Source organism: Streptomyces sp. NPDC054975 (assembly GCF_053609105.1).
In genome coordinates this window covers 115,886-132,307 of the sequence record NZ_JBSGWV010000006.1, presented here as the reverse complement: position 1 = coordinate 132,307, position 16,422 = coordinate 115,886, and the positions used below count along the sequence as shown (strand labels likewise).

Annotated in this window: 16 protein-coding genes; 7 read left to right on the top strand and 9 right to left on the bottom strand. The window is 73.0% G+C overall.

Annotated features, from left to right (window positions below):
- Positions 1-50: 50 nt before the first annotated feature.
- On the bottom strand, positions 51-761 hold the full coding sequence (locus ACWF79_RS10005; protein WP_453727571.1) for a DNA-binding response regulator: 711 nt from the start codon (positions 759-761) through the stop codon (positions 51-53).
- 216 nt (positions 762-977) lie between these two features.
- Between ACWF79_RS10005 and ACWF79_RS10000 the strand changes: the two genes are divergently transcribed.
- The 7 genes from ACWF79_RS10000 (at position 978) to ACWF79_RS09970 (ending at position 7,291) form a co-directional block, all read left to right on the top strand.
- On the top strand, positions 978-2,549 hold the full coding sequence (locus ACWF79_RS10000; protein WP_453727570.1) for a YfbK domain-containing protein: 1,572 nt from the start codon (positions 978-980) through the stop codon (positions 2,547-2,549).
- Positions 2,550-2,605: 56 nt separating this feature from the next.
- Positions 2,606-3,073: an anthrone oxygenase family protein gene (locus ACWF79_RS09995; protein WP_453727569.1), complete on the top strand. Its 468-nt coding sequence runs from the start codon at positions 2,606-2,608 to the stop codon at positions 3,071-3,073.
- Between the two features lie 164 nt (positions 3,074-3,237).
- Positions 3,238-3,648, top strand: coding sequence for a fluoride efflux transporter CrcB (crcB, locus tag ACWF79_RS09990; RefSeq protein WP_453727568.1), 411 nt, complete (start codon positions 3,238-3,240; stop codon positions 3,646-3,648).
- The gene (locus ACWF79_RS09985) at positions 3,645-3,992 is read left to right on the top strand and encodes a DUF190 domain-containing protein (protein WP_453727567.1); all 348 of its coding nucleotides are present in this window, start codon (positions 3,645-3,647) and stop codon (positions 3,990-3,992) included. Before crcB (ACWF79_RS09990) ends, ACWF79_RS09985 begins: the two co-directional genes overlap by 4 nt.
- Positions 3,989-4,342: a fluoride efflux transporter CrcB gene (crcB, locus tag ACWF79_RS09980; RefSeq protein ID WP_453727566.1), complete on the top strand. Its 354-nt coding sequence runs from the start codon at positions 3,989-3,991 to the stop codon at positions 4,340-4,342. Before ACWF79_RS09985 ends, crcB (ACWF79_RS09980) begins: the two co-directional genes overlap by 4 nt.
- A 106-nt stretch (positions 4,343-4,448) precedes the next feature.
- Entirely contained in the window at positions 4,449-5,240 is a 792-nt protein-coding gene (locus ACWF79_RS09975; protein ID WP_453727565.1) for an AfsR/SARP family transcriptional regulator, read from the top strand.
- Positions 5,241-5,317: 77 nt separating this feature from the next.
- Positions 5,318-7,291, top strand: coding sequence for a GAF domain-containing protein (locus ACWF79_RS09970; RefSeq protein ID WP_453727564.1), 1,974 nt, complete (start codon positions 5,318-5,320; stop codon positions 7,289-7,291).
- On the opposite strand, the gene ACWF79_RS09965 is transcribed toward ACWF79_RS09970, so the two are convergent.
- The 8 genes from ACWF79_RS09965 to ACWF79_RS09930 all read right to left on the bottom strand — a co-directional run bounded on the left by ACWF79_RS09965 (position 7,252) and on the right by ACWF79_RS09930 (position 16,379).
- A complete protein-coding gene (locus tag ACWF79_RS09965; RefSeq protein WP_453727563.1) occupies positions 7,252-8,481 on the bottom strand; it encodes an IS701 family transposase in 1,230 nt (409 codons plus the stop codon). The two genes, ACWF79_RS09970 and ACWF79_RS09965, sit on opposite strands and share 40 nt — an antisense overlap.
- Before the next feature lie 208 nt (positions 8,482-8,689).
- The gene (locus tag ACWF79_RS09960) at positions 8,690-9,874 is read right to left on the bottom strand and encodes a 3-hydroxybenzoate 6-monooxygenase (RefSeq protein ID WP_453727562.1); all 1,185 of its coding nucleotides are present in this window, start codon (positions 9,872-9,874) and stop codon (positions 8,690-8,692) included.
- An 8-nt stretch (positions 9,875-9,882) separates the two neighbouring features.
- Positions 9,883-11,166, bottom strand: coding sequence for a 3-phosphoshikimate 1-carboxyvinyltransferase (gene aroA, locus ACWF79_RS09955; protein WP_453727561.1), 1,284 nt, complete (start codon positions 11,164-11,166; stop codon positions 9,883-9,885).
- 121 nt (positions 11,167-11,287) lie between these two features.
- Positions 11,288-11,620 carry a hypothetical protein gene (locus ACWF79_RS09950; protein ID WP_453727560.1) on the bottom strand — a complete coding sequence of 111 codons (333 nt, stop codon included), beginning with the start codon at positions 11,618-11,620 and terminating at the stop codon, positions 11,288-11,290.
- Entirely contained in the window at positions 11,608-13,500 is a 1,893-nt protein-coding gene (locus ACWF79_RS09945) for an anthranilate synthase family protein (RefSeq protein WP_453727559.1), read from the bottom strand. The genes ACWF79_RS09950 and ACWF79_RS09945 overlap by 13 nt, the downstream gene beginning before the upstream one ends.
- Before the next feature lie 27 nt (positions 13,501-13,527).
- Positions 13,528-14,184 (bottom strand): isochorismatase family protein, encoded by a 657-nt coding sequence (locus ACWF79_RS09940; protein WP_453727558.1) that lies wholly within the window; start codon positions 14,182-14,184, stop codon positions 13,528-13,530.
- A 222-nt stretch (positions 14,185-14,406) separates the two neighbouring features.
- Positions 14,407-15,177 carry a 2,3-dihydro-2,3-dihydroxybenzoate dehydrogenase gene (locus ACWF79_RS09935; protein WP_453727557.1) on the bottom strand — a complete coding sequence of 257 codons (771 nt, stop codon included), beginning with the start codon at positions 15,175-15,177 and terminating at the stop codon, positions 14,407-14,409.
- A 29-nt stretch (positions 15,178-15,206) separates the two neighbouring features.
- Positions 15,207-16,379 carry a 3-deoxy-7-phosphoheptulonate synthase gene (locus ACWF79_RS09930; protein WP_453727556.1) on the bottom strand — a complete coding sequence of 391 codons (1,173 nt, stop codon included), beginning with the start codon at positions 16,377-16,379 and terminating at the stop codon, positions 15,207-15,209.
- Between the last annotated feature and the right edge of the window lie 43 nt (positions 16,380-16,422).

The following is a 16,422-nucleotide window of genomic DNA, read 5'->3' as shown; positions in this document are numbered from 1 at the left end:
GTTCGACGCCTCGAACGGGTGGACCGACCGGGCCGGGGGGGGCTTATGCGTCACTCCCACCCCTTTGGAGCGGCTTCGGCGCCCGGGCGTAAGCGGCTCGTCGTGCCCAGGGCGTGCATCAGCTCGCCGACCCGGCGGCTGTACGTACGCCCCGACATGCCGAGGCGGGCCGCGGCCGTCTCGTCGGTGAGTCCGGCGAGGAGAGCTTCGAGGACCGGGCGGAGCTGTGGGGGGAGCCCGGCCCTCGGGGCCGTCGCGCCGGTCAGCTCCTCGCCCGCGTCCCAACTGGCGTGGTGGGCGCGGACCAGGGCCTGCACGACGACCGGATCGCGGATCAGCAGCATTCCGTTGTAGAGCAGTTCCAGATCGAGCGGGACCGCCGCGACCGTGCGGTCGACGACGATCATCTTGAACGGGATCGTGTCCGCGAGCCGGGCCCGGCCCGGCATCCGGACCGCGCCCGCCACCTGGGGGAGGGCGTGACGGGGCACGATCCGTCTGACCTCCGGCGCCCGCTCCGCCGCGGCCCGCATGCACGCTCCCGCCAACTCCAGGAACGGCTCGGGGATCGCACGGCCCACGGAGGCGGCCGGGTCGTCGAAGGTCAGCAACTCGTGCCGGGCGGAGGAGGCGAGCCCGGCCAGCGCCGCGCTGATCCGCCGCATCCCGCGCACGGGACGGCCCGGAGGCCGCTGGGCCTCCGGCACGGCCCGGTTCATCGCCGAACGCGCGAGCATCACGGCTCCCGCAGTCTCACCCACCGCTGACCACCCCCGCCCGATCGGTGTGCCACTCCATGTACGCACGTGACTGCGCACGGTGACAACCCCTGTTGAAGAGGATGGCGAGTCCATGCCACGGGAGAGTGCCACGGGCTCCGTTGCCGCATTGAGATCCTTCCGCAACTCCCCCGTCCGGTCCGATCGGCCTCCTCGCACGTCACATTCACAAGTGACTGACTTCGAGGGGGAGATGGCATGAAGCGACGACACAACGGACGGTTCGCCGCCGGGATCCTGGCCGCCGGGCTGCTGCTCACCGGCTGCGCGGCCGACGGGAACGCCGAACGCGCGACGGCGGACCGGGGTGGCGGTCACCGCGCCCCGGACGTGCCCCGCCCGGACGGGCCGGGCCCGGAGACAGGCCGGGAGGACGCACCCGAGGGCGAGCAGAAGTCCGCCCGGCCGCCCGCCGACTACCTCTCCACCTTCGCCCTGGACGTGGACACCGCCTCGTACGGGTACGCCCTCCGTACCCTCGACGCCGGCCGGCTGCCGGATCCGGCAGCCGTGCGGCCCGAGGAGTTCGTCAACAGCTTCCGCCCCGACTACCCGCGGCCCGAGGGGGACGGCTTCGGCGTGACCGTCGACGGCGCCAGGACCGGCGAGGACGGCTGGTCGCTCGTCCGCGTCGGACTCGCCACCGCGGCGGCCGACCGGCAGGGCGAACGCCCGCCCGCCGCCCTCACCTTCGTCGTCGACATCTCCGGCTCGATGGCCGAGACCGGTCGCCTGGACCTGGTCAAGCAGTCCCTCGGCATCCTCACCGACGAGCTGCGCGACGACGACTCCGTCGCCCTGGTCACCTTCAGCGACGAGGCCGAGACCCGGCTCCCCATGACCCGGGTCAAGGGGCAGCGCGAGCGCATCCACGGCATCGTCGACGAGCTGCGGACCACCTCCTCCACCAACGTGGAGGCAGGGGTGCGCACCGGCTACGACGTCGCCGTCCAGGGCCACCGCAAGGGCGCGACGAACCGCGTGGTCCTGCTCTCCGACGCCCTGGCCAACACCGGTGACACCGACGCGCAGTCGATCCTCAACCGGATCGAGGAGGAGCGCCGGGAGTACGGCATCACGCTCTTCGGCGTCGGCGTCGGCAGCGACTACGGCGACGCGTTCATGGAGCAGCTCGCCGACAAGGGCGACGGGCACACCACGTACGTCTCCACCCCCGAACAGGCCCGCAAGGTGTTCGTGGACCAGCTGCCCACCCATGTCGAGCTGCGCGCCCGTGACGCCAAGGCGCAGGTCGCCTTCGACTCGAAGACCGTCGAGCGGTTCCAGCTGATCGGCTACGAGAACAGGGAGGTCGCCGACGAGGACTTCCGTGACGACCGGGTCGACGGCGGCGAGGTCGGCGCCGGACACACCGTCACCGCGCTGTACGCGGTGAAGACCCGGGCCGGCCGCAGCGGTCCCCTGGCCACGGCCACGGTCCGCTGGCTCGACCCGAAGAGCCGCGCACCCCGCGAGGCCTCCGGCGGTGTGGGGACCGGGGCGCTCGCCCCCGCGCTCTGGTCACCGGGCCACGACAGCCTCCAACTGACCGCCGTCACCGCCTACTTCGCCGACCGGCTCCGCGGCGGCACCCTGCCGGGCGCGCCGCGTCTCGCGGAGCTGGCGGAGCACGCGGGGGCCATCGCCGACCGCTCGGGTTCGAAGGTGGTCCGGGAGCTGACGGAGGCGATCCGGCAGGCGGCCAAGTTGCGGGGCGCCGAGGCCGATCAGGGCACGGGAGCGGAACCGGGCGATCCGTACAGCGGCTGATCGCTGCGTTGTCCACAGGCGCTGCGCGCGGGACGGCGGGGCGTCATGATGAGCCCATGGCCACCACGTTGCTCGCTCTCGCCATCGCCTCCACCGGTCTGTACGCCGGGTTCATGCTGATCTTCCTGACCGGCATCATGCCCGCCCTGGCACGGCTCGACGACGGCGCGTTCGTCGACGCGATGCGGCGGATCAACGAGTACGTGCCCAAGGCGGTCTTCCTGGTGGTGTTCCTGGGTGTCGTGGCCTTCCCGGTCGCCGCGTTCCTGGTGCCCGTGGACGGCCGCTCCGACACGCAGAAGTGGCTGGTCCTGGCCGGAACGGTCGCCGCGATCCTGAACCACCTGGTGACGATCGCGGGGAACATTCCGCTCAACAACGCGCTGGCCGCCTCGGAGCGGACGGGTGAGCCCCCGTCCGCCGTCCGGGCGGCCTTCGAGAAGCGCTGGACCGGCTTCCATCTGATCCGTACGGTGCTGATCACCGCCGCGTTCGGACTGCTGATCGCGGCCGGGCTCGCCTGACCTGACGGACTCCGGGCCCGACCTTTGACCGGGGTGGGGGCCGGGCCGACGATCTCAGGACGAGGCGGCCGGGCCCGGCCCCATGGTTAATGCCCCAGGCCAGGAGCCGTGCCTGTCCGCCTCGCTCGCTCGGCGCGGTGGCCACGGCCGCCTAATCTGGCGCCATGGACTTCCGCGGACAGCTGCCGGTCGTCGCCGCCGTGGCCGCCGGCGGCGCGCTCGGCGCCACGGCCCGCTACGGCGCGTCCCTCGCCTGGCCCACCCCCGCCGGAGCGTTCCCCTGGACCACGTTCACCGTGAACGTGGTCGGCTGCGCCGCGATCGGCGTCCTGATGGTCCTGGTCACCGAGGTCGCCGCCGCACCGCACCCGCTTCTCCGCCCTCTCCTCGGCACCGGCGTCCTCGGCGGCTTCACCACCTTCTCCACGTACGCCCTCGACACGCAGAGGCTGTTGAGCGCTGGGGACACGGCCCGTGGCGTGGCATACATGGGAGCGACGGTGGCGGCCGCCCTGGCCGCCGTCTGGGCCGCGACCACCGCGACCCGGGGCGCTCTGGCGAGGAGAACACGATGACCAGACTGGCGGGCAGGGCCCTGCGGGTGACGATCCTCCTCGGCGAGAGCGACACCTGGCACCACCGGCCGGTGTACTCCGAGATCGTGCACCGCGCCCACAGCGAGGGTCTCGCCGGCGCCTCCGTCTTCCGGGGCATCGAGGGCTTCGGCGCGTCCTCGCTGATCCACACCTCCCGGTTGCTCTCGCTGAGCGAGGACCTGCCCGTCGCCGTCGTGATCGTGGACACCGAGCAGCGGGTACGGGACTTCCTGCCGCAGCTCGACGCGCTGGTGGGCGAAGGGCTCGTCATCCTCGACGACTGCGAGGTCATCCGGTACGTCGGCCGGGAACAGGACGCGTGAACTGGCTCCTCGTCGTCGCCGGCGCGGCGATCGGCGCGCCCCTGCGCTACCTCACCGACCGGGCCGTCCAGTCACGGCACGACTCGGTCTTCCCCTGGGGCACGTTCGCCGTCAACGTCGTCGGCTCCTTCGTCCTCGGTCTGCTCACCGGCGTCTCCTCGGCCCAGGCGCAACTCCTCCTCGCCACAGGCCTGTGCGGGGCGCTGACGACGTACTCCACGTTCTCCTACGAGACGTTGAAGCTGTACGAGGGCGGGGCGAAGGGGTACGCGGCGGTCAACGTCGCGGGGAGCCTGGCCGCCGGGCTCGGAGCCGTCTGGCTGGGTGCGGAGACCGCGACGGCCTGGTGAGGGCCGTCCGCCGATTGTTTCCTTGCCGTCAAGATATGCACTCCTACAAAAACGAAGTGGTCATTATTATCTTATGGTGGCAGTACGTGACCATGGAGGGGGCGCTATGGATCTGAAGGTGCTGGGCTTGCTCGCTGTCCAGGAGAGGGGGACGCCGATCGTTCCCACGGCGGCACCAGCCCGTCAGGTGCTCGCGCTGCTCGCGGCGCACGCCGACCGCATCGTGCCGACGGCCGTGCTGACCCAGGAGCTCTGGCCCGACGGCCCGCCGCGCCACGCACAAGACATGATCGAGACATCTGTCCGCCAGCTCCGGGAACTCATCGACGACGCGCTGGAAGTGGGCCGGGAGGAGGCGGTGGGGCTGCCCGCCGCGCCCGGACCCCGGACCGCGCGCGACGTCCTGGTCTCCCTGGCGGGCGGCTACCGGCTCGGCACCGGAGGCGGCACCTCCGACGTCCGGATGTTCCAGCGCGCGGCCGGCGCCGGATACCGGGCCATGGAGCTGGAGGACTACCCGACGGCGGCCGAACGGCTCGGCGAGGCACTGGAGTTGTGGACCGCCGACGCGTACACCGGCGTCGTGACCGGACCGCACCTGCGGGCCCACGGCGCCCGCCTCGAACTCTCCCGGCTGCGCGCCCTCGACCTGTGGGTCGAGGCGCAGCGCAGACTCGGGCGGAGGCACGAGCTCTACTCCGGTCTGTCCGGGTTCCTCTCCCGCTTCCGCAGCTCGCCGCCGCAGTACGCGGCGCTGGTGGCGGAGCTGGAACGCGGCACGGACCAGGGGTGGGTGGCACGGTCGTACGGGCAGGGTCCGACGGTGCGGACCGGGTCCCTCCCACACTCCATCCGTCACTCCTTCCCCACCCGTCACCTGATGCCCGTCGCTGGTTGACCGCATGATCACCGTCGAACTAGTTTCGGACCGATAACGGGGCGAAACGTGTACGACGGGCTGGGGGCTCGCACACCATGACGGATCCACAGACCCAGGACACCGGCCTGATGGCCGTCCTCGAACTCCTCGCCGAACAGGCCCCGGCGGGCCGGTTCGACGCGCTGTTGCAGCAGGCGAGACGCAGCGGCGCCCCCGGCGAGGACCTGGTCCGCCTGGAGCGGGCCGTGCACCTGGCCCGGGGCGTGCAGGCCTGGCAGGGGCAGCGCCGCCAGCGCGAGGACGGCCTGGCCGATCTGGTCGACACCGCACGGGACCTGACGTCGCCCCATGACGTCGAGTCCCTGCTCCAGGTGGTCACCCGCAGGGTCAAGCGGCTGCTCAACTTCGACATGACCTCCGTCGCCGTCCTGGAACCGGAGGGCAGCCTGCGCGTGGCCGTCTCCTACGGCTCGACCACCGCGCTCGTCACCGGCCACACCGTCCCCGCCGGGTTCGGCCTGGGCCACCGGAGCCTCCTGTCCCGCGCACCCCTGTGGACCGCCGACTACCTCGACGACGACGCGATGGACCACGACCCGAGCGCCGACGACGTCATCCGGGCCGAAGGCCTGCACGCGCTGATGGCCGTGCCGATGTGCAACGGCGAGCAGACCATCGGCGTGCTCTACGGAAGCAACCGCTCCGTACGCCACTTCAGCCCGGACGAGATAGGCCTGGTCTCCTCACTGGCCGCGCTCGCCGCCGTCGCCCTCGAGCGCGCCGGCCGCTTCGAACAGACCCGCGGCGAGGTCGACCGGCTGGAGCGGGACGGCTTTCGTACGCGGACGAGCCTGGTCCGGCTGCAGCAGCTCGGCGAGGCCCACAGCCACACCCTCGGCCTGGTGCTCGCCGGCGCCGACCTGACCACCGTCGCGAAGGCCGCGGGCGACGCGCTCGACTCGGCGCTGCAACTGCGCGACCCGGCCGGCCGGGAGCTCGCCGCAGGCGGCGACCTCGGCGACCTGGACGAGCAGGCCGTCGCCGAGGCGGCCCTGGACGCCCACGCCCATCTGCGTCCCGTCGTCACCGCCCAGGGCACCTGGGTCGCCCCCGTCACCGCGGGCGCGGAGGACCTGGGGGTGCTGGTGCTCCGCCCGAACACCGCGCTCGTCGGCGAGGACGAGGGCCTGCTGCAGCTGACCGCCCAGACCTTCGCCATCCAACTCCTGCTCCGGCGCAGCACGGCCGTCGCCGAAGGACCCGTGCGCGACGACCTCTTCGACGAACTCCTCGCCGTCCACGCCGACAGCGGCCACCAGACGCACTACCTCGTGCAGCGGGCACGCGGCCTCGGGATCGACCTGGAGGCGCCGCACGTCCTGCTCGTCGCCCATCCCGAGGGTGGCGAACAGGGCCGCGCCGTGGTGTGGGCCTCCTCCTACGCGCACCGGATGACCGGGCTCAAGACGGTCCACAGCGGCCACATCGTGCTGCTCCTGCCGGGCACGGACGCCTCCGCCGCGGCCCGCGCCGTCGCCGACCAGCTGTCACCGCTGCTCGGCCACCCCGTGTCCGTGGGCGCGGCCGGACCGGGCCGGGGCGCCGCCGACATCGGCCGGATGCACCGGGAGGCGATGCGCTGCCTGGACGCGCTGACCGCCCTCGACGGCGCGGGCAGCACGGCCTCGGCGAAGGACCTCGGCTTCCTCGGCCTGCTGCTCTCCGACGACCACGACGTCGACGGCTACATCAGATCGGCGATCGGCCCGGTCCTCGACTACGACCGCGACCGGCTCACCGACCTCATCGGCACCCTGGAGTCGTACTTCGCCTCCGGCGGCAGCCAGGCCCTCGCGGCCGACGCCCTGAAGGTCCACCCCAACACGGTCTCGCGCCGCCTCGACCGGGTCACCGACCTGCTGGGCGACGCCTGGCAGCAGCCGGGCAGGACGCTGGAGGTGCAACTCGCCCTGCGGCTCCACCGCTCACGCGAGGTCCTGCGCCGCAGACGCCGGTCGGGTACGGCTCCTCACGCGGAGACGAGCTCCGCCGGCCGGCCGGTGTCGTAGCCGACGCGGGAGAGCACCACGGCCGCGTGGGCGGCGGAGGCCAGGGTCATGTGGCGGTGCCAGCCGGGGAAGGAACGGCCCACGTAGTCCCGCAGCCCGCTCTCCTCGCCGACACGCGCGAAGTCCGCCTCCACCCGGCGGGTCAGCTTGGTCAGCCGTAGCAGCGGACCGGGGCCCGGCTGCGTCATGCCCGTGAGCCACAGTGCCGACGGCGGACGCGTCGGATCGCTCCACTCACCGAGCAGGAAGAGACCGCGCTGCGCGGAGGAGCGGTCCGACAGCACCACCGGCACCATCGCGGCGAGCGACATCCGCGGGGCGAGCCCCGCGGCCGCGTCCTGCCACGGCACCGGCCGCCGTACGCCCTTGACCAGCTGGAGGATCTGCTGCGCCGGCAGCGGACCGCTGCGGAACCCCGGCAGCGCCCGGTCCGCGACCGACAGCCGCTGGGAGCCGTTGATCCGGGCGAGGAACGGGACGCGGGCGGCGGTCAACGGGGCCATGGCCGACGGCGCGTCGCCGCCCCGCAGATCGATCAGGACCGGCCGACGAGGCCCCCAGTGGCGCGTGGCCTCCAAGGCGACCGCCACGGCGCACTCCTCCGGGCTCTCCGCCCCCGCCTCCGGGGGCACGCCCGCCCGGTCGCGCAGCGCGTGGTCGTGGACCCACTGGTCGGGCAGGACCAGCCGCCAGTCGACGGGGGCGCTCAGCTCCTGCGAGGCGAGCCACACGCCGGCGGACTGCTGGCCCCGGAACGACTGCCGCGCGTGCGGGGCGAACCCCCGGTCCACGCCGACCGAGTGGTCACCGGTCTTCGGTACCGACATCTGCCGGACGACCCAGGCCTGCGGGGCCGCCATCCGCTCCAGGTGGGCGGCGAGCGCGGCCCGCAGGGGGCGCCAGCTCCACGTGGAGTCGGCGATGAAGTGATGCAGCGTCTGTTCCGTGGCGGGCGCGCCCAGATGGGCGGCGATGTTCCGTGCGGTCTTGCGTCCTTCGGTGGTGAGGAGCCCGCGCAGGTACTGCTCCCCGCGCTGCCGCTGGTCCTTCCTGGGGAAGGAGGAGAACAGGGTCGCGCAGAGCTCGGCGACGGTGTCGTCGGACACGGCGGGCCCGGCGCCGCGCCGGCCCTGGCGAGGCACCGTGAGCGGTCGGACCGGGTCCCGTTCTCTGATGACTGCTGTGTTCACGACACTCCAACCATGGGGGGCTTCGATGCGCCTCCACGATGGCTCCGGGCGGGTGCCGCGGACGAGGTGTCCACGGCACCCACCTGCTGTCGCTCGTGCGTCCTGAACCACTGCTCCTCCGCGGGTCCGCCCCGACGCCGGCCGCGCCGCCCGGCACGCCGCGGGCGGGGTGTGGCCGGACCACCACGGGAGCCCGAACGGTGCGCGGTCACACACCGGTGAAGGCGCGGTCCCCGTGCAGCCAGGACACCTGGTCGTACAGCTCCTCCTGGGAGAAGGCCGAGAGCATCCGGTTGCGCTCCACGGCGAGCTCGCCCGCCGGGTGGTACAGCTCGGAGCCCATCAGCCGGGCCACCTCCTGCGTGCGGCCGGTCCGCTCGCGGCGCGCCGCGTTGAACTTCTCCAGGCTCTGCACGACCGCCCCGCCGTCCATGTCGGCAAGCAGCTCCGCGAGGACGACGGCGTCCTCCAGCGCCTGGCAGGCGCCCTGCGCCGCGTACTGCAGCATCGGGTGCGCCGCGTCGCCGATCAGACCGACCCGGCCGTCGGTCCAGCGGTCGACCGGGTCACGGTCGCACAGCACCCACTCGCGCCATTCGTCGCCGAGTTCGAGCAGCCGCCGCGCGGTCGCGCCGATCCCGGGGAACTGCTCCAGGACGTACTCCCGTGCCGTCGCCCGGCCGGTCACCGGGACGGTCGCGCCGTTGTCACGGGTGACGGCGAGGTTGAGGTACTCGCCCCCGCCGATCATGTAGTGGACGAAGTGCCACTTGGGCCCCGCCCACAGGGTGACGGTGTTCCAGCGCAGCTCCTCGGGCACCTTCTCGATGGGGATCACCGACCGGTAGATGGTGTGCCCCGACACGCGCGGTTCGCCGTCACCGAGCATCTGGGCGCGCACCGTGGAGCGGATGCCGTCCGCGCCGATCAACGCGGCGCCGGTGAAGATCCGGCCGTCGGTGGTGTGGACGGTGACACCGCCGGCGTCCTGCTCGTAGCGCTCCACCGAGGCGTCAGTCACGAGCGTCACGCCGTCCAACGCCTGGCAGGCGGCGAGCAGCGGCTGGTACAGGTCGCCCCGGTGCACGACGGCGTACGGGTTGCCGAACCGCTGCCGATACGCGCCGGTCAGCTCCATCGCGGCGACCTTCTCGCCCGTGGTGCCGTCCATGAACCGGAGTTCGTCGATGAAGACGGCCCGCGCGCGGACCCCCTCGCCGACGCCGAGCCGGTCGAGAGCGTGGAAGGCGTTGGGGCCGAGCTGGATGCCGGCGCCGATCTCGGCGAAGGTGTCCCGGCGTTCGAGGACGGTGGTGCGGTGCCCGCTCCGCGTCAGCGACAGCGCCGTCGCGAGTCCTCCGATGCCACCACCGGCGATGAGTATGTGAGCCATGTCGTTCCTCAGTTCTCTGCTACGGGTACGGAGTGGCGGGGGAAGAGCCGGTGCAGCTCCTCGTGGAAGCCCGGGAAGGTCTTCGCGACGCAGCCCGGGTCGTCGAGGGTGATCCCGTCGGCACGCAGGCCCAGGACGGAGAACGCCATCGCGATACGGTGGTCGCGGTGGCAGACGATCCGGGCCGGCGCGGGGGTGCCGGGGTGGACGGTGATCCGGTCCTGGCCGGTCTCGGTGCGGATGCCGAGGGCGCGCAGGTTGCCCTCGACGGCGGCGACCCGGTCCGACTCCTTCAGCCGGGCGTGCCCGATGCCGGTGATGGTGATCGGCGCGTCGGCCAGGGGCGCGATCGCGGCGAGCGTCATGAAGGTGTCCGAGATCTCGCCCATGTCCACGGAGAACCCGCCTCGGAGAGTTCCGGTGCCCGTGACCGTGGTCGCCCCCTCGGTGGTCTCCACCCGGGCGCCGGCGCGGGCGAGTACCTCGGTGAAGCGCAGGTCGCCCTGGAGGCTGCCGCGACCGAGACCGGCCACCCGCACGCTCGCCCCGGTGACGGCCGCCGCCGCGAAGACGTACGAGGCGGTGGAGGCGTCGGGCTCGATGCTCAAGGGCGCGCCCCGGTAGCCGGTCGGCTCGACGGTGAACACCCCGGGGGTGGCCTCCTCCACCCGGGCGCCGAAGTGCCGCATCAGAGCGAGGGTCATGTCGATGTACGGCCGGCTGACGAGGTCCGGCACGCGCAGCTCCAGCGGCGCGCGCATCAGCGGGCCCGCCATCAGCAGACCGGTCAGGAACTGGCTGCTGAGCGAGGAGTCGACGCTCAGCGTCCCGCCGTCGAGCCCCCGCGAGCGGACCCGCAGCGGCAGCCGCCCGCCGGGTCCCGTGGTGACTTCGGTCCCCAGCCGCCGCAGGGCGTCGGCGAGGGGTGCCACGGGGCGGGCGGTCAGCTGGTCGGAGCCCTCGAAACCGAAGTCGCCGTGCCCGGTCGCGGCGAACGGCGGAAGGAAGCGGGCCGCCGTCCCGGCGTCGGCGCACCAGACGGTCCCGGCGCCGGCCGGGCCGCGGCCCAGGCCGCTCACCGTCCAGACACCGTCGTCCTCGGCGGCGTCGATCCGGACCCCGAGGGCGCGCAGGGCCTCACGGAAGGCGGTCGTGTCGTCGCTGACGAGCGGGGCACCGAGGGCGCTGGTGGAGTCGGCGGCGGCCGCGAGCAGCAGAGCCCGGTTGGTGAGCGACTTCGACCCCGGTATCCGGGCATGGAGGGCAGGGGTCGCCGGTACGGCGATGGTCATGGCTGTCCTTTGCGAGTACGGCCGCCGCGTGCGCGGCGGTCCGGAAAAGAGCGCCGCACACGACAGGCGTACAGGCGGCCGTCCTCGCCCGGTGCGGCCACGGAAGCGAGAGGCCGCCCGGTCAGCCGTCGACGCTCTCCAGGGCCGCGCCGTGGCCCGCGAGCGCGGCGACGGCGAACACGCCCTCGACCGTCGCCTCCACGTCGAAGGAGTGCCGCTCGGTGGGCGGGTAGCCGATGAGTTCGGCCGCCCGCTGGGGGATGGCGGCCTCGGCCGACTCCCAGAGCAGGACGGCCCCCCACCGGTTCGTCGCCGCGTCGGAGATCCAGAACTTCAGCCGTAGCCCGGGCACCTGGGAGAAACGGTCCACCGCCTCGTCGCGCAGGAAGCCCCGCAGCGACTCGATGGTCTGCGCCGAGCCGCTCAGGTCCCACCAGACGATCACCGCACGCACGAGCCGGCCACCTCCGCGAGCAGCTCCCCGATGATCCGGGGCCCGTCCACCGTCAGGACGGACTCGGCGTGGAACTGCATGGAGACGAAACCGGCCGCCCGCAGCCCGTGCACCTCGCCCGTCCCCGCGTCCCGGCTGACCTCGACCCGGCCGTGCACCGGGTGCTCGAAGGAGTCGGCGTCGAAGCGGGCCGCGAACGTGTTGTAGAAGCCCACCCGCTCGCGCCGGCCGAAGAGGTCGATCTCGTGCTGCGCGCCCTGGTTGGGCACGGGCCGGCGCACCAGGTCGAGCCCGAGCAGGGTGGAGAGCACCTGGTGGCTCAGGCAGACGGCCATGAACGGCCGCCGCTCCTCCAGGAGTTGGGCCACCGCCGCCCGCAGGTGCGCGATCTTGGGGTCGCCCGTCTCGCGCGGATCCCCGGGCCCCGGGCCCATGACGACCAGGTCGTGCTCGTCGAAGCTGTAGCGCTCGTCGAAGCGCCGCACGCTCACCTCGCCGCCGAGCGACCGGATCTGTTGGGCGATCATCTCCGTGAACGTGTCCTCGGCGTCGATCACCAGGACCCGGTTGCCGGTCAGCGGACCGGCCGCGCCCAGACGGGTCTCCTGGTCCCTGAGCCAGAAGTCGGCGATGCGCTCGTTGCGCTCGTCGAGCGCCTCGCGGACCGCCGGGTGCGCCCCGAACCGGATGGGCTCCGGGTCGCCGAGCGCGGCCAGCAGCCCGGCCGCCTTGGCGCGGGTCTCGTGCACCTCGGACTGCGGGTCGGAGTGGCGTACGAGTGTCGCGCCGACCCCGATCCGCATCAGGCCCTCGCGGTCGATGTCGGCGGTACGGATGAGGATCGACGAGTCCAGGGTGCGGCCCCCCGCGGCGTCGCGGCCGATCAGCGCCGCCACCCCGCTGTAGTAGCCCCGGCCCTGCGGCTCGTACCGGCTGATCACCCGGGCCGCGCTCTCCAGCGGCGAACCGGTCACCGTCGGCGCGAACAGCGTCTCGCGCAGGATGTCCCGCACATCGCGGTCGGTACGGCCCTCGATGAAGTACTCGGTGTGCGCGAGGCGGGCCATCTCCTTCAGGTAGGGGCCCACGACCCGGCCGCCCGCGGGGCAGATCCGGGCCATCATCTTCAGCTCCTCGTCGACGACCATGTACAGCTCGTCGGCCTCCTTCGGGTCGGCGAGGAAGTCCATGACCCCGTCGAGCTCCGGGCCGCCGGCCGGATAGCGGTACGTGCCCGAGATCGGGTTCATCACCGCCGTACCGTCATGGACGCTGATGTGCCGCTCCGGCGTCGCGCCCACGAACGTCCGCTCGCCGGTGTGCACGAGGAACGTCCAGTACGCCCCGGCCTCCCGCTGCACCAGGCGGCGGAAGAACGACAGGGCCGTGGGCAGGCCGAAGCCGGGCAGCTGGGCGGTGAAGGAGCGCCGCATCACGAAGTTGGCGCCCTCGCCGGTGCCGATCTCGTCCGCGACGACCCGCCGCACGATCTCCGCGTAGGCCTCGTCGTCCACGTCGAAGTGGCCGTCGGTCAGCTTCACCGGCTCGTCCGGCAGCAGCGGAAGCGTCGCCCGCAGCGGGACCGCCGCCTGCTCGCGGACCGTCATCGCCAGCATCGGCGCGCCGTCGTCGGGGGCGGCGAAGCCCCGCTCGGCCAGCTGACGGTAGGGGATCAGGGTGAGGAGTTCCGTCCGCGCGCCCGGCCCGTCGTCCGCGGGCAGGTCGAGGTCGGCGAGGGACGGGATCTCCGCCACGTCGCCGACCAGCAGTTCCAGGGTGTCCGGGTCCACCGACTCGGGCCGGTGCATCAGTGCGAACGCGCCGGCCGAGCCGTCGAGGATGCGTGCCAGGAGGTCGTGCGCGCTGTCCTGCCTTGCCATGGGGTTTCCTTTCGGCGGTGGGCGCGCTCAGCGCGCCGCGCCGCCCGCGTCGAGTTCGCTCAGCACGGTCTTGGCGGACACGACGCGGGCCGCGCGCCGTGCCGCGTAGTCGAGGGCGAGCCGGTGGTGGTCGGCCGAGAAGTCGGCGACGGCGTCGGCCACCAGGAAGGGCTGGATGTCGTGGGTGAAGGCGTCCACCGCGGTCATCAACACGCCCACGTGCGCGTACACACCGCAGACGATCAGTTGGTCGCGCTGGTGGGACCGCATCCGCTCCAGGAGCTCGGACTTGAAGAAGGCGCTGTACCGCCACTTCGTGAACGTCCAGTCCTCGGGCCCGGGTGCGAGCGGCTCGACCACCTTGCGGTGCTCGGGCGTGGCCTTCATGCCCGGCCCCCAGAAGTCCTTCAGGAGCCCGCGCTGCTCGGGCGTCATGTCGCCGGGCTGCGCCGTGTACGCGATGGGGATGCCGAGCTCGACGCACCGCTCGCGCAGCAGCGCGGCGTTGCCGACCAGGGCGTCGCCGGGCGCCTCGCCGCGCGGGAACGGCTTGAGGAAGAACTCCTGCATGTCGTGGAGGAGCAGGACGGCCCGGCGGGGATCCACCGGCCAGCTGACGGTGTTCTCCGGCAGCTCGCCCTCGGTGGGCATGGGATACGGCTCGATCGGGGGGATACCGGGCATCGGCCGGTCGTTCCTCTCTTCGCTAGGGGGGTGTCCGGCGGATCAGGGCCGGACAGGACGCGGCGTCTGGTGCGGTGCATCGCAAGGCGCCGGAGCGCCTTGACGGCGGAGCTGTCGGGGCGTTTCGGCAACGCGGCGTGGGGGTACCTCCCGTGCCCGAAGGGCTACGGGGGAGTGCCGTGCCAGGCGTTGCGGCCCCGGTCAAGATCCGTCGGGCACCCCCTAGACACCGAGGGTGGCACCGCCGTCCACGGTCAGTTCGTGCAGGGTGACGTGGTCGGCGTCGTCCGACAGCAGGAAGGCGACGGCCCGTGCGACGTCCTCGGGCCGGGCGACCTTGCCCAGCGGAATGCCGACCCGGTACGCCTCCGGGGAGCCGGCGACGGAGGCCTTGGCGGCCGTGTCGGCGGTGTGCATCCCGCGCAGCATCGGGGTGTCGGTGGAGCCGGGCGCGACCACGTTGCAGCGGATGTTGTGCTCCGCCACCTCCAGGCCCAGGCACTTGGTGAACGCCGTCGCGGCCGCCTTGGACGCCGCGTAGGCCGCCATCCGCGCGCGGGCCGTGCCCGCCGCGTTCGACGCGACCGTGACGATCGCGCCCCGCCGGCGCGGGATCATGCGGTTGACAACGGCCCGGGAGACGTGGAACACCCCGCCCGCGTTGACCGCGAACGTGGTCGTCCAGTCCTCGTCGGTCAGGGCGTGCGCCCCGGCCAGGCGGAGCACACCGGCGGCGTTCACCAGCTGCTCCACCGGGCCGAGTTCGGCCTCGACCCGGGAGACGACGGCCTCGACGTCGGCGCTCGACGTGACGTCGGCCGGGAAACCGGTCACGTCCAGGCCGTCGGCGCGCAGTCGCGCCACCGTGTCGCCGAGCCGGTCCGGCACCAGGTCGACGGCGGCGACAGTCGCGCCCCGCTCGGCGAGCAGCCGGACGACGGCCTCGCCGATGCCACCGGCCGCGCCCGTCACCAGGGCGACTGTTCCTGCCACGTGCGTAACCTCCATGTTCATGCCTGGGTTCATCCGCGCCATGCGGCCACGGCGGTGATCGCCTGCTGCGGGTTGAGGCGCGGGTCGCAGAAGCTCAGGTACTTGTCTCCGAGACTGCCGAGACCGTCGGCGTCGGCGACACACTCGGTGACGCTCTCCGGCGTGGTCTCCAGGTGCAGGCCCGCGGCCACGCCGCCGCCCGCGCCGACCGCGTCCTGGAACGCCTCGATCTCCTTGACGACGGTCGTCAGCAGACGGGTCTTGAGCCCGCCGGGACCGTTGACGGTGTTGCCGTGCATCGGGTCGGACAGCCACAGCACCGGGTGACCGGCGCGGTCGACGGCCTCGACGAGACCCGGCAGCTTCGTGGCGGCGTTCTCGGCGCCCATCCGGGCGATCAGGGTGAGCCGGCCGGGGCGGCGCTGGGCGTCCAGGCGGTCGCACAGGGCGAGGAGTTCGTCGGGCGTCATGGACGGGCCGACCTTGACGGAGACCGGGTTCGAGACCGCGGCGAGCAGGGCGATGTGGGCCCCGTCCAGCTGCCGGGTGCGCTCGCCCACCCAGGGCCAGTGCGTGGAGGTGAGCAGCAGCGAACCGTCGGGCTCGCGGCGCAGCATGGGCAGCTCGTAGTCGAGCAGCAGGGCCTCGTGGCTCGTCCACACCGGCACGTCGAGCTCCGGGCGGACGGCCGTGCCGCGCCAGCCCAGGTAGTGCATGGTGTCGCTCGCGGCGCGGTAGCCGGTGAGCAGATGGGCCGGGTCGGCCTGGCGCTGCTCGGGGTCCGGCTCGGGACGGTTGACCATGTGGCCGCGGTAGACGGGCAGTTCGGTGCCGGCGACCGTCTCGGTGGGCTTCGAGCGCGGCTTGGCGTACTGGCCGGCGATCCGGCCCACCCGCAGGACGGGCCTGCCGGAGGCGAGCTTCATCGTCCCGGCGAGGACGTCGAGGAGCGCGGTCTTGCGGTGGACGTCCCCGGGGTTGGCCTCGGCGGGGTCCTCGGCGCAGTCGCCGGTCTGGATCACCTGGACGTGGCCCGCGGCGGCCTCCGCGAGGAGGGAACGCAGCCGGCGCACGGCCTCGGCGTCCACGAGGGCGGGCATCCGGCCGAGGTCCGTGCGGACCTCGGCCAGACGCGGGTGGTCTTGCCAGTCGGGCTGCTGGAGTGCGGGTAGGGAGCGGAGGTGGGACAGGATGTCGGTCATCGGTTTCCCTCGGCGGGCGTGCCGGATCGGACTCCGGCTGATG